This is a genomic window from Lwoffella lincolnii, assembly GCF_037201985.1.
Taxonomy (GTDB): Bacteria; Pseudomonadota; Gammaproteobacteria; order Pseudomonadales; family Moraxellaceae; genus Psychrobacter; species Psychrobacter lincolnii.
Map to the genome: position 1 here is coordinate 1,116,825 of NZ_CP147511.1, position 13,831 is coordinate 1,130,655.

11 protein-coding genes are annotated in these 13,831 nt (G+C 41.0%); 8 read left to right on the top strand and 3 right to left on the bottom strand.

The features are described from left to right. Positions 1-196: 196 nt before the first annotated feature. Entirely contained in the window at positions 197-1,975 is a 1,779-nt protein-coding gene (locus WDM69_RS05180) for a potassium/proton antiporter (protein WP_078306670.1), read from the bottom strand. Between the two features lie 430 nt (positions 1,976-2,405). Between WDM69_RS05180 and aspS the strand changes: the two genes are divergently transcribed. From aspS to WDM69_RS05220, 8 genes are all read left to right on the top strand, one after another. After that, entirely contained in the window at positions 2,406-4,211 is a 1,806-nt protein-coding gene (gene aspS / locus WDM69_RS05185; RefSeq protein WP_078307028.1) for an aspartate--tRNA ligase, read from the top strand. A 30-nt stretch (positions 4,212-4,241) separates the two neighbouring features. Continuing rightward, the gene (locus WDM69_RS05190; protein ID WP_078306671.1) at positions 4,242-5,177 is read left to right on the top strand and encodes a lysophospholipid acyltransferase family protein; all 936 of its coding nucleotides are present in this window, start codon (positions 4,242-4,244) and stop codon (positions 5,175-5,177) included. A gap of 3 nt (positions 5,178-5,180) precedes the next feature. After that, positions 5,181-5,939, top strand: coding sequence for a glycosyltransferase (locus WDM69_RS05195; RefSeq protein ID WP_078306672.1), 759 nt, complete (start codon positions 5,181-5,183; stop codon positions 5,937-5,939). 678 nt (positions 5,940-6,617) lie between these two features. Then, positions 6,618-7,544, top strand: coding sequence for a sulfatase-like hydrolase/transferase (locus WDM69_RS05200; protein ID WP_158077852.1), 927 nt, complete (start codon positions 6,618-6,620; stop codon positions 7,542-7,544). Continuing rightward, positions 7,541-9,136, top strand: a complete 1,596-nt coding sequence (locus tag WDM69_RS05205) for a glycosyltransferase family 2 protein (RefSeq protein ID WP_078306674.1) — start codon at positions 7,541-7,543, stop codon at positions 9,134-9,136. Before WDM69_RS05200 ends, WDM69_RS05205 begins: the two co-directional genes overlap by 4 nt. A gap of 45 nt (positions 9,137-9,181) precedes the next feature. After that, positions 9,182-9,934, top strand: a complete 753-nt coding sequence (locus WDM69_RS05210) for a hypothetical protein (protein WP_078306675.1) — start codon at positions 9,182-9,184, stop codon at positions 9,932-9,934. 3 nt (positions 9,935-9,937) lie between these two features. Further along, on the top strand, positions 9,938-10,972 hold the full coding sequence (locus tag WDM69_RS05215; RefSeq protein WP_078306676.1) for a hypothetical protein: 1,035 nt from the start codon (positions 9,938-9,940) through the stop codon (positions 10,970-10,972). A gap of 64 nt (positions 10,973-11,036) precedes the next feature. Beyond that, positions 11,037-11,807 (top strand): polysaccharide deacetylase family protein, encoded by a 771-nt coding sequence (locus tag WDM69_RS05220; protein WP_078306677.1) that lies wholly within the window; start codon positions 11,037-11,039, stop codon positions 11,805-11,807. Here WDM69_RS05220 and WDM69_RS05225 read toward each other — a convergent pair. Both WDM69_RS05225 and WDM69_RS05230 read right to left on the bottom strand, forming a co-directional pair. Next, positions 11,804-12,976, bottom strand: coding sequence for a glycosyltransferase (locus WDM69_RS05225; protein ID WP_158077853.1), 1,173 nt, complete (start codon positions 12,974-12,976; stop codon positions 11,804-11,806). The two genes, WDM69_RS05220 and WDM69_RS05225, sit on opposite strands and share 4 nt — an antisense overlap. Next, a complete protein-coding gene (locus WDM69_RS05230; RefSeq protein ID WP_078306679.1) occupies positions 12,966-13,796 on the bottom strand; it encodes a glycosyltransferase family 25 protein in 831 nt (276 codons plus the stop codon). The genes WDM69_RS05225 and WDM69_RS05230 overlap by 11 nt, the downstream gene beginning before the upstream one ends. Positions 13,797-13,831 lie beyond the last annotated feature (35 nt).

Genomic DNA, 13,831 nt, shown 5'->3' on the forward strand with positions numbered 1-13,831 from the left:
TTAATAACATCACTGTTTTACGTGTTAAGAATTTATGTGTTAAAAACTTTACGTATTAGGAACAGCATGTCAGCAACGTCGCATTGGGACATTGGAGCATTGGGACATTGGGGTCTGTCCCAAAACCTTAATATGGGGCATCATCAGCATTTTTACAATCTTTTTATCTTTACATCTTTTTATCTTTAACCATTTTTTAATCAACGTCTTTACTTTGTAAATGCTTTAGACCGATACTGCGAATACTGCCATCATCATTCATTTGATGAATGATTAACGCCCATTCACTGCCCAAATCTATCGTATCGCCAACCACAGGTTTGGTCTCTAGCTCAAAAAGCATGTACTCTGCCACAGTTTGGTTATTGATGTGTTTTGGTAAGGTAGATTTGGGGCAATCTTGGTCTAGCAAAGACTTTAAAAATGGCAAATCCACCAATTTGGCATGTGGCGACACCAACCAATCACCATAAAAGTCATCATGTGATTGTAAATTGATGTTGCTGTCATTACAAATGGTGGCAATTTTTTTGGCATAATCCCCATGTAAAGCGTACCACACCTCATCTTTGGGCTTTAAGACCGTGTCTGCATGAACAGGTAAAAAATGAGAACCACGCACCAAAGCGAACAGCTGAATGTCATCTGAACTTAGGCGGTTGGTGATGCTGGTTGGGTGGCGACCAACGGCAAACGCGCCAGATTTTACCACAAACTTATACAAATTAATGCGTTCTTTGTCCGATACCCATATCTCCAAATGAGCTTCAGGGTCGTCATTGGTTGGCAATCGCACATTAAAACGACTTGCCATAAATGGAATGCTCATGCCCTGCACAAGCAAAGACAACACCACCACACCAAAGGTGATGTCAAACAATAAAAACGCATCTTCTACCTGAGCCATGATGGGTAAAATGGCCAAGGTAATTGGCACAGCCCCTCTTAGCCCCACCCAAGAAATAAAACCAATCTCACGGTTTTTAAACTTAAATGGTTTAAGACTTGTGAACACCGCCAAAGGTCTGGCAACAAAAATCATAAATACGGTAATGGCAAGTGAATAATACCAGACATTAAGCACATTTGATGGCGTAACCAGCATACCCAACACCACAAACAGCACCGCTTGTGACAGCCAAGCAAAGCTGTCCATCACCCTAAGCACATGTTCGGTGGCACGCACTTTATAATTACCAATTAAAATACCCGTCAAATACACTGCCAAAAAACCACTACCACCCAGCAAATTGGTGGCAGCAAACACGCCAAGACCTGCCGACATAATCAAAATGGCATACATGCCCTCTGCCAATGCCAATTTTGGCAATAGTCTAGACAGCAAATACCCCCCAGCAATGCCCATGATTAAGCCCACCCCAATTTGCTGCAACAACAACAGCATAAAGCCAGCCATGTTCAGCCCATTAGGGTCAACATTTAACGCTATTAGTCCTGTTACCAACAAAATTGCTAATGGGTCATTTGCCCCTGACTCTAATTCAAGAGCAGCTTGTACCCGTTCGTTGAGTTTGACACCACCATTTCTCAGTAAGGAAAACACCGCTGCTGCATCGGTTGAACCAACAATCGCAGCCATCAATAGACCCAGTCGCCAATCTAAATCCATCAGCCAAGTAACAAACAAACCCAACACCAAAACCGTGGCAAACACTCCCCACGTTGCCAAAGTAATGGCAGGACGCAAACCCACTCTAAACGACTGAAACGATGTCCTAAGACCACCATCAAGCAAGATGCACGCCAGTGCTGCTTGCCCAATAAAATTGGCAAATCCATACTCAGCAAAATGAATGCCCAGCACACCTTGCTCACCTGCCAAGATGCCCACACCCAAAAAACACAGCAACAATGGCATGCCAAGCCGTGCTGATACCGTACTTGCCATGATGCTAAAAAATATCAGCAACGCACCCACCAGATATAAAATGTTGATGACATTTAATGAATCCATGACTGGGGTTTATCCTTTTGTTTTAATGGAGAACGGATTTAATGGAAAACTGACTTAAATGGGTAACATACAAAGGGTCAAACACATCAAGTAAAACAGCGTTTTTTTGTGTTGCCTATCATAGCATATAATGCCACTGTCTCTTAACTGCTTACGCTTAATTACTTATGCTTATTAATTACTTACGCTTAATTACTTAGGCTTACTCTTGATTGTTTGCTCTTAACTGTTTATTTTATCTCACGTTGACCCATCATTTACCACATTTAACATATTTTTAACCACAAGTGAAACAGTAAGGTTGTCAGCCAAGCCACAAAAAGGCATAATTAGCCATTAAATTATTTTTACTCGATGATTGATATTCAATTTTATTTATCTCAATGTTATTTATCTTGATTTTAAGGCAGTGAATTTTATGGGCAGTCAAATGCGTACTCAATATTGTGGCAATGTCAGCGAAGCGCTTATCGACCAAACCATCACCGTGGTGGGTTGGGTACACCGTCGTCGTGACCATGGGGGGGTCATCTTTTTAGACATGCGTGACCGCCATGGTCTTTTACAAGTAGTCATTGACCCTGATACCCCAGAGGCCTTTGCCACCGCTGATGCCGCTCGCTCAGAGTATGTTTTACAAATCACAGGACGAGTACGAGGTCGCTATCAAGGGACTGAAAATCCCAACATGACCAGTGGTAAGGTTGAGCTGTTGGGCAAACAAATCACGGTACTGGCAAAAGCCGAAACGCCACCATTTCCACTCAATGATGACAACTTAAACGTCTCAGAAGAATTGCGTTTAAAATATCGCTATCTGGACATGCGTCGCCCAGAAATGCAAGAACGCATGATATTTCGTGCTAAAGCCACTTCTGTCATTCGTCGCTATTTAGATGAACATGGCTTTTTAGATGTCGAAACCCCCATCTTGACCCGTGCCACTCCTGAAGGCGCAAGAGATTATCTTGTACCCAGTCGCACACGTCAAGGTAACTTTTTTGCTTTACCACAATCGCCACAGTTATTTAAACAATTACTGATGGTGTCGGGCTTTGATAGATATTATCAGATTGCCAAATGCTTTCGTGATGAAGACTTACGTGCCGACCGCCAACCAGAATTCACCCAAGTGGATATTGAAACGTCATTTTTAACCGATGAAGAAATCATGGACATCAACGAAGGCATGATTAAGCATTTATTTAAGACCATGTTAGATGTGGATTTGGGCAAATTCCCACGCATGACCTATGCCGATGCCATGCGTGATTATGCTTCTGACAAGCCTGACTTACGCATTCCATTAAAGCTGATTGACGTGGCAGATGTGTTACAAGATGTGGACTTCAAAGTCTTTGCAGGTCCTGCCAACGACCCCAAAGGGCGTGTGGTGGCGTTGCGTGTTCCTAATGGCAATGAGCTGACTCGCAAACAAATTGATGAATACACTAAGTTTGTGGGCATCTATGGGGCAAAAGGCTTGGCATACATCAAAGTTAATGACATCACCAACATCAATAACGGCGTGGATAAAGAGTCAGGGCTACAATCCCCAATCATCAAAAATATCCATGACGATGCCCTAAAAACCATCATCGAACGCACCAACGCCCAAAATGGTGATTTAATTTTCTTTGGGGCAGACAACGCCCGTGTGGTTAATGATGCTTTAGGAGCATTGCGTGTCAAAGTTGGTCATGACATGAACATGGCAACTTGTGAATGGGCGCCACTGTGGGTGGTGGACTTCCCCATGTTTGAAGAGACAGATGACGGCAAATGGACATCGATGCACCACCCCTTTACCAAACCTAAGGGCAGTGTGCAAGAACTAAAAGACTCACCCGAGACTGCCCTATCCATCGCTTATGACATGGTGCTAAATGGCACAGAAATCGGTGGTGGAAGCCTACGCATCAATACCGTCGACATGCAAGAAGCGGTGTTTGAAGCATTGGGCATCAACCAAGCAGAAGCCGAAGAAAAATTTAGCTTCTTATTAGATGCGTTAAAGTTTGGTGCACCGCCACATGGGGGCATTGCTTTTGGTCTGGATCGTCTAATCATGCTGATGGTTGGGGCAGGTTCTATCCGTGATGTCATCGCCTTCCCCAAAACCAAAACCGCTGACTGCCCATTAACCCAGGCCCCAGCTGAAGTGGACAACAAGCAGTTGCGTGATTTGGGTATTCGCTTACGTGAGCAAAAGCAAGAGCTGGCATCAGCGAAATAGCCATTATCCCATCTTGCTGACACTGACATCATGAACCCCTATTCATTGTTTAAATATGTGCCAATGTCCGTATTACGGGCATTGGCACATTTAGTGGCTTGGGGAATGAAGCAATTTCCCAACCTGAAACTGCATCGCACCATCAACACCAACCTTTCACTGGCATACCCCAATCTTAGCCCAAAGCAAAAACAAGCCTTGCATCATGCCATCGTTACCAACCAAGCCCTAAGCAGTGTCGAATCAATCAAATCTTGGGCAATGCCACCCAACTGGAGCATTCAGCAAATTAAGCAAGTACATGACCCACATATTCTACAAGCAGGATTAAAGAACCCCAATGGCATGCTTGCCATCGTACCGCACTTAGGCACCTGGGAAATCATGAACGCATGGCTCAATCAATTTGGCTCACCCACCATCATGTACAAACCTGTTAAGGGAAGACTGAGCAATGAATTTGTGCTACAAGGTCGTCAACGTCTCAATGCCACCTTAGTTCCCACCGATGCCACGGGCGTCAAATCCATCTTTAAAACCCTAAAACAAGGTGGATTTAGCATTGTGTTACCCGACCATGTACCAGACCCAACTGGCGGAGTGGTTGTGCCATTTTTTGGCATTCCCACGCTATCTAGTACCCTTGCCCCCAAACTTGCCAGTAAAACAGGTTGTGCCTTGGTGGGACTGGCCTGCATTCGCCGTACTGACGGGAACGGTTTTGATGTGCATTGTTATGAACTCAACCAACCTGCGCTATACGATAAAGACAGTACCGTCGCAACCACCGCTCTTAATCATGCCATGCAAACCATGATAACCCCTTTATCTGAGCATTATATGTGGGGTTATCGGCGTTTTAAATATGTCCCAAACATTGATGATGTCTATCAAGCCAACAGCAAACAACTCAATGCCTTGACAAGCAAATTCTCTGACAACAAATCTGACAACAAAAAAGATTAAACCATGACCCAAACTCGCTACGTCATCTGTATGAAATGGGGTACAAAATACCCTGCACAATACGTCAACCGACTGTACAAGATGGTTAAAAAAAATTTAACCTTACCATTTCAAATGGTGTGCTTAACCGATGATGACCAAGGCATTGACCCAAACATTCACTGCTATCCAATCCCTGATTTACAATTTGCCAAAAGCATACCCAGTCATCTACCCGAACGTGGTTGGAAAAAACTCACCACATTTAAACCACAGCTTTATGATTTAAAAGGTGTGGCATTATTTTTAGACGTTGACATCGTCATTGTTGATAACATCGACTGTTTTTTTACCCACAAGGCACAGCATGATGACAGCGTGATGATCATTCGTGATTGGAAAAAACCTTGGCGAATGGTGGGTAACAGCTCAGTATATCGTTTTGACATTGGGCAAAACACGTATCCTAACTTATTAAGCCACTTTGAACAAAATTTTGATACCATTCGTCAGCAGTTCCGCCACGAACAAGCATTTTTATCCAATTATCTACAAACACATCATCATTTAGAATATTGGGACAGCCGTTGGTGCGTCAGCTTTAAATACCAATGCGTACAACCCTTTCCCATCAGTTTTATCAAACCGCCACAACTGCCAGATACAGCAAAAATCGTCATTTTTCATGGAGAGATTAATCCACCTGATGCGATTGTCGGTAAAAGTGGCAAATGGTATCGTAAAGTATTGCCAACGCCTTGGATTAAGGATTATTGGCAATGATTAAAAAAAATAGAGATGAAGCTAATAAATATGAAAATCCATCATAATCAACCATTTCAATATTATAATTATCTCATATTCATCGCAACGTTATTATTCGCAACGTTGCTATGTTGGGGCGTATCAGGTAATCAGCCTCACGTACATGACATCTTACTTATTTGGGTCATTATCAATTTCTTATGGTTAAAACCAATTGTTTTTAAATTATTAAGCCCACTATTTTTAGCGTGGATATTGTTTTTTCCGATTGGTTTACAATATGGCTATCCAACCTCGGCTATGATTTTTTCTGCCTTGGAAACTAACCGCAATGAAGTAACGGAATTTTTTGACCCATTTACATTATGGATTTATCTTGGTATTATCATTTTAACACTCATCATACTTTTTTTAACAAAAAAAATTAGAGCAACACATAAACAGCGTCAATTTTTTTATTGGTTTTCTATCATTTTAATCTTAGTATTTATTGGCTGTATCATACCAATCAAGCATTCATATTTTAAATGGCATTTTTCTAAAATCCTAAATCTTATTCCCTATACCACCACAAGTTATCATATTTATAAAAATTATCAAAATAATCTGCAAGAACTTTCTAAAAAACCAATTGACTGGAAAGTATCTGCTTATGTGCCAAAATATAAAAATCATGTGTTTGTCTTGGGTGAAAGTATGTCTAAATACTATATGTCTTCATATGGTTATCCTGTCAAAACCACACCTTTTTTAGATAATGTCAACGGAATTAAATACAATCAATTTATTTCACCAGCAGGTCATACAACCACATCAGTGCCACGACTTTTAACCATTCCCAACCCACAAAAAGTGGAATTTCAAAACAGTATTTTTTCCTTAGCAAACCAAGTTGGTATTGAAACTTATTGGATTTCTAATCAAGATCATGTGGGTGTATTTGATAATGAAGTTTCATATATTGCTAATCAAGCCAATCACTTGTATTTTTATGGAGACCACGCTCCAACCAAGACTCACCGATTTGATCATGAAATGTTAGCAGAAATAGAAAAAGCGATAAACTCTCCATCAGACAAGCCCAAATTCATTGCCATACATCTTATGGGTTCACACCCTCGTTTTGTTAAACGCTTAGATAATAAACGCCCACGTTTTTATTTTGATAATGACGATTTGGCAGATTATTTAAGCACCATCTACCAAACTGATATGTTTTTAAAAGAAATTTATCAACTATTACATACTGCCAATAAAAACAACAACCAACCATTTAGTATGGTTTATACATCTGACCATGGCTTACACCAAACCAAACTCAAACATGATGACACACAATTTACTTTACGCACACCATTGTTTAAATTATCCAGTGATGACAGCGAACGTATAGAGAATAATACACCACAAGCAGGCCATGGCTTTGTCTGGTTTTTAGCTGATTGGTTAGGCATTAAAACACATAATCAAACACGTAATACTTTTTTATCAAGAACCGAACAAGAAAACCCAGATGACATACCCATATTTTTTGAGCATACCCAAGCATATGGTAATCTAACGCCTTTTGATGGGCAATTACTGATGCCAAAAGCTGATGAGATACAGGCATCTCCAAAATGAAACAATCATCAAATTATACGATATCTGTCGTGATGATTGTCAAAAACGAAGCTGACAATCTTAAGGTTTCTTTACCTGCCATTGCCGATTGGGTAGATGAAATCATCATTTTAGACAGCGGTAGTACCGATGATGGTCAAAAAATTGCCCAAAGTCATGGGGTAAAATGGCATGTCAATACCGATTGGCAAGGCTTTGGCAAACAGCGACAGCTTGCCCAAGCTTATGCCATAGGCGACTGGATTTTGGCATTGGACGCTGATGAAGTGGTGACGCCACAGCTCAAAAACAGCATTTTAAAGGTCATCAAAAACCCCCCTACCGATACGGTTTATGGCATCAAACGGCTTGATTTTGTCTTTGGGCATCAAATTGATAATGCCTTATGGGGGGTTAAGGCCCATTGGCGACTGTATCCCAAAAAGTTTCAATATGACAATAACCTAGTGCATGAGTCTGTGATATTAAATGACGCAACAACCAAAAAATTAAGCGGTTTTTTACACCACCACACCGCCCCCACGCCGCTGTTTTGGCTAAATAAACGCTTAGATTATGCCAAAGCATGGGCAGATGACAGGCACGCTCAAGGCAAAAAGGGTAAATTTTATAAAGTTGTGGTTAATCCTTTATGGGCATTTATTAAACAATACCTGCTTGACGGTCGATTCTTACAAGGTCGTTATGGGCTGATTTATTCATTATTTTTTACCCAATATACATTTAATAAATATGCTTGTCTGTATGATTTAACCCACAACCAAGCCGAACACGCTTTTTTACATTCTGTGGCGATGGCACAAAACTTAAAACCCATTGATGTTTCACAAAAAAAATCCACGCTGTCATTGGTGATGATTTGTAAAAATGAAAGTAAACACCTAAAAGCATGTCTAGAGACGGTGCATGATATCGTTGATGAAATCATTGTGTTAGACAGTGGCAGTACTGATAACACTCGCCAAATCGCCGAAAGTCATGGGGCAAAATGGCATGTCAATACCGATTGGCAAGGCTTTGGCAAACAGCGACAGCTTGCCCAAGCTTATGCCACAGGCGATTATGTGCTTGTACTTGATGCGGATGAACGCCTTGACCAACCCTTGCGACAAGCCATTACCGATGTGCTTAAAAAGCCTGTGCAACGTGATAAGGTTTATGCGTTTGCTCGGGTCAATTATTTTTGTGGCATTCCCACCCATTTAAATGGTTGGTATCGAGATTGGGAAAATCGCCTTTATCCCAGCCATCTGGGCTATAATGATTTGGAGGTGCATGAATCGGTTGATACCCAAGATGCTCAAATCGTCAAACTAAACGGTTTGCAACACCATCACACCAACGATGATTTGTATCATTATCTTGTCAAACGCATTCGCTATGCCAATGATTGGGCCATAGATAACCACCAGCAAGGCAAGCACGGCTCTTTATTGACAGCAGGGTTGCGAAGTGTGTTTTCATTCATTCGAGAATATTGGCTACGTGGACAATTTTTAGCAGGGCGTTATGGGTGGATGGCTTCAGTGGTGTTGATGTTTTATACCTTGGATAAATATGTATTATTATGGATTTATCATCATCAAAAATGACAGTCAATGACAGTCAATAATTATCAATGACTTTTGGAATGTATCATGCCACCCAGAAAAAAATCTCGTCTTGAACAATGGTTTTCGTTTAGCCGCCATCAACGCCGTTTTGGGGCAAGCCAGCTCTATGACACCCTCACCGACATTGATATTAACGAACTAAAATCCACCATCATCAACGGTCAAGACAAAACTTATACTTTCGGTTCTGCCAAAAATTTGCACGAACATATCGACAATTTACGCCATGAGTTTATCGGTGAGCCTAAAATCAATCATTATCATGCCACGCTGATTGTACTGATTCGCCGTGACATTGATGTGGTGGATAATTATGAGAAATTCAAAGCCTTATGGTTAAGCGAAAAGGACTTTTTATTAAAATCATTAAACACACGCTGGTTGATTTCTGCATGTGATACTTTTATTGATTGTGATGATGATTTTGGCTTAAGAGCATTGTTGATGAACGCTGTGATGCTTATCAATACCATAAAATCTTACGAAACCGAACGGCTTCTTTGCCAAGTGAATGGCACAGATTTAACAGAAAACGAACACATCAAACAAACCCTACAAACCAAACGAGTGGCGTTATTTGATGGCATATCTGCCATGGCAGTTGGAACAGATGACACGCTAAGAAACATGCGATGGAGACTGGACAAACTGTGCGATGAACATGAGTTGGGACAAATCGTCATTGACGTGTTTGAGCGGTTGCAATTAGACAGCAACAATAACATATATAGCCGTGCAAAAAATCGCCATACCCGTGAACGCACACGTTGGTGGTGACCCATGCCAAACAATGTCATGTTAGATGTCCAGACTTTTAACACCTTGGTTGAACCAAATGACTTGCCAAGCCAAGATTGGCAAGCGTTAAAATTTGCCCAACATGCCACACCACGTTCGCATTTTTTATGCTATGTGGTTTATGGTGATGACGAAATGTATTATGATGGTGTTAAACTGAGTATTTTGAGCTTTTTTGCTCAGATTGATGGGCATGAGCGCCCCACCGTCATTGTGCTGTCTGAACGCCCTGATTTTTTTGCCAGCTGGCAACAACAAACTGACTTAGAGTTGATTAACTTAACCCTATCGGATAAATTATTTCACATAGCCACACAGGATAATTATTACTACCGCCTAAAAACCTTAGGGCTTGCCCATATCATGGCGCTGCTCATCAAGCATCACATTGCTGATAATCATAGCAAGTTTTTATTTTTTGACAGCGATACCTATTTTTTAACCAATCCCATGCCTTTATATGACAAGATTGATGATAAACATGTGGTCATGTACAAAAAAGAGTCTGCAATTTTTACTCATAAAAAATATCGCAATTATCTTTATGGTGAAGCGAATAAAGCAGGCATCAACGGCTTAAAAGGCAAGGACATCAGTCACATCAACCCAGCAGACGGCTCACCGCTCATCTACCGCTTACAAGACCATGCAACCATGTACAGTTCACTTATCATGGGCGTAAAAAGTCATGCCGTTATTTATTTATTACAAGCTTGCAACTTGATGTATCCCATCAGGGCCTTGACCAATGCTCGCACTGTTGAACAGTTCTGTTTTGCTGAAATTTTCAAACAGCATTACACAATCATCGAAGGCAAAGAGTTCGTGCGTCATTTTTCTCGCAGACGACAAAAAGCTTATGTGGAGAGCCAAATGATGCCATTTTGGCAACAGTTTGATGACAGTGATTTTGCCGTTCAATGTGCAAACATTCATGCCATCAATTTTCAACGACCGTTTTGGCTGACGCTTGCCCAAGCCATTAAGCGTATTTTTAAACCAGAACCGATACGATGACCAACCACATAAAAACAATCTTGCAAAACAACTTTATAAAACAATCTCATAAGAAACCATCATCATGCAAAAAATCCCAATTTTAATGTATCACAGCATCTCTCACCCCATCAAAAATGCTCCGTTTAAGTGCTTGCACTTGCCACCCAAACGGTTTGCTCTACAAATGAAAATACTCAAATTGCTTGGTTATCAAGGCTTATCCATGTATGAACTCACCCCTTATCTAAAAGGTGAAAAACAGGGCAAAGTCATCGGCATTACCTTTGATGACGGTTATCGCAACAACCTAACGCAGGCCTTACCGATTTTACAACGCCATGGATTTACAGCCACCTGCTATGTGGTGAGCGGACACATTGGCGGCCATAATCAATGGGACGAAGCCAAAGGCATTCCCAAAAATCTACTCATGTCAGATGCTGAGCTTAAACAGTGGCTAAATGCAGGCATGGAAGTGGGCGTACATACGCACAGTCATATCAGCCTAATCGATGTTGACGATGCCACCGCAGAACAAGAAATCACACACAGCAAACAATTTTTAGAAGAGTTGCTTGGCGTACCGATGAGACATTTTTGTTATCCATACGGTAAATTTCACTCAAGCCATGTGGCGATGTTAAAACAACAAAGGTTTGATACCGCCACCGCCATGTATCGTGGCAGAACAGAAGTACCCCAAGGAGGATTAACCAGCGATGAATTACTGACTTTGCCAAGAGTGACGGTAAACAACAACTGCTATCCACACATTTTTTTGGCAAAGTTGCTCACCAATTATGAAGATAAAAAAGGGGCAAAGTTGCGGTTGCAACAAACAAATATCAATTAATCCACCCTGCTTACTCTCATAAAATCCAAATACGCCTGAGCAACGCACTCGGGTAATAAATGCGTTGCAAACGGTGTGATAAAGTCTTGTGGCTTATTCATGACTTGATTGATTTTGTCCGTCAACGCACTTAGATTATTTAGCTCTACCAAGCAATTATCTGGCAACAATTCAGCAGGACCATGTGGGCAATCGGTTGAAATCACTGGCACACCCAAGCTTAAACTTTCTGCAATGACGATGCCAAACCCTTCAAATTGTGATGCCAATATCATGGCAGTGGCAGACTTAATAAAAGGATAAGGATTGGACTGAAACCCCATAAAAATCACCCTATCTAAAACGCCCAGCTCATCAGCCAACTGCTCACAAGCGGACATCTCACCCCCCATGCCAAGCAATACCAATGGCAATGCTTGCGTACTTTGTGCATAAGCTTGTATTAACGATTTATGGTCTTTTTGGGGTTTGAACTTACCCACATGGATAAGATAACCCTGCTCACAGGATTTCGGCAGTTTGGCATGAGCGTCAAAGGCATTGGCTTGTCTCTTGATGTCATCTTGTGCAATGGGATTGTGAATGGCGGTCATTTTGGGGTGTTGCCCCAAATATTGCACAAAATCATCTTTCACACCATGACTGACACACACCACAGGGTGGTTGGCATAAAGCTGTTTTAAGTCATTGATTTTTTTTTGATTGCCATCAAAATGACTGGTCATCAGCTTATATTCCATCGATAAAGTATTGTGTATCACATAAACGATGTTATCCAATTTGCTGTGATGTAAAACACAATCTACTTGATACAAATTAGATAAAATAAGAGTTGGCGTGCCAATGTGTTTTTTAACAAAACCATCAAAAATTTTGGCAAATAAGGGATAACGCAATGATTTTGGCAACCAACGATATTGTTGATAATTCAAAAAATGCACCGTCACATCATTGGTTAACTCATAATCTACTTGGGCTTTAAAACCAATAACATGCACATCAAACCCAAGTTTGAAAAAGGCTTTTGCCAATGTCAACACAAATCGCTCTGCCCCACCCCCTTGCAAAGTAAACGTTGCCAACACAATTATTGGCTTGGTTTTTGACGCCAGTGGCTTGGATTTTAAATCACCATTGACGTTGCCATTTACAGTAACGTTATTTAACATGATACATTCGCCTAACATCAGCATGACGTGGGTTTGGTTTTCGTTTAAGCATGGCCCGTTTGAGCTTTTGCATGAGTGTTAATTGTACCGTTTTTGTTCTATCGCCAATATTGCTATCAATATCTGACTGTATAATTAATGGTTTTGGCAAAAATGCTTGACGCAACTCACCGTCTGCATGTCGCCACACATTATCAATCGGCACATCAAGCACATGACTTGCTTGCAAAAAAGACTTCGCCCCTTTATTTGACAGCAGATAGCCGCTGGCCAATGCTGGTGCAGGGTCGCATTCACAGGCAATGATTTTTTGATGTTGATGCAGTTTGTAGATTTTCCAATGCTTACCCCAGTCAATTTTTGACCATAAATTGTTATTCTGCTCAGTGCGAATGGCGGTTGGTTGATTTGCCAGCAATTGGGTTAAATACGCCCTGTTTGGGTTGTAAGGAAAATTTGAGGATAAATTTAAAAAATCAAACGATTGATAAAAAGAGGGACAATGAATGACAGACAACACATCTTCATCAATCACCACATCATCTTCCAAAATTAACGCATACTCAATGTTATCATCAAGCATTTTTTGCCAAATCAGCCGATGCGACATGGCACAGCCAATTTCACCATCTTGCATTGGGCGCTTCATACGCAGTAAAAAATCATGATAATTAACAAAAGATTTTTGCTCATCCGTCAAATCCTTACCATAAACCGCCGAAATACGTTCATAAGTCAGACCCAAACCATCCAACTGCTTTATCATCTGTTGATTGCGATCATGGCTATCATCAAGATTGACATAAAAGATTTTAAGCATTTACATTCCTTTATTTTACCACATTTGTTTCACCA

What these genes read in the sequence shown, in the direction of transcription:
- WDM69_RS05220 (WP_078306677.1), top strand. Translation starts at nt 11,037, where the DNA reads ATGCAAAAAATCCCAATTTTAATGTATCACAGCATCTCTCACCCCATC.
- WDM69_RS05190 (WP_078306671.1), top strand. Translation starts at nt 4,242, where the DNA reads ATGAACCCCTATTCATTGTTTAAATATGTGCCAATGTCCGTATTACGG.
- WDM69_RS05215 (WP_078306676.1), top strand. Translation starts at nt 9,938, where the DNA reads ATGCCAAACAATGTCATGTTAGATGTCCAGACTTTTAACACCTTGGTT.
- WDM69_RS05225 (WP_158077853.1), bottom strand. Translation starts at nt 12,976, where the DNA reads ATGTTAAATAACGTTACTGTAAATGGCAACGTCAATGGTGATTTAAAA.
- WDM69_RS05180 (WP_078306670.1), bottom strand. Translation starts at nt 1,975, where the DNA reads ATGGATTCATTAAATGTCATCAACATTTTATATCTGGTGGGTGCGTTG.
- aspS (WP_078307028.1), top strand. Translation starts at nt 2,406, where the DNA reads ATGCGTACTCAATATTGTGGCAATGTCAGCGAAGCGCTTATCGACCAA.
- WDM69_RS05200 (WP_158077852.1), top strand. Translation starts at nt 6,618, where the DNA reads ATGTCTAAATACTATATGTCTTCATATGGTTATCCTGTCAAAACCACA.
- WDM69_RS05195 (WP_078306672.1), top strand. Translation starts at nt 5,181, where the DNA reads ATGACCCAAACTCGCTACGTCATCTGTATGAAATGGGGTACAAAATAC.
- WDM69_RS05230 (WP_078306679.1), bottom strand. Translation starts at nt 13,796, where the DNA reads ATGCTTAAAATCTTTTATGTCAATCTTGATGATAGCCATGATCGCAAT.
- WDM69_RS05210 (WP_078306675.1), top strand. Translation starts at nt 9,182, where the DNA reads ATGCCACCCAGAAAAAAATCTCGTCTTGAACAATGGTTTTCGTTTAGC.
- WDM69_RS05205 (WP_078306674.1), top strand. Translation starts at nt 7,541, where the DNA reads ATGAAACAATCATCAAATTATACGATATCTGTCGTGATGATTGTCAAA.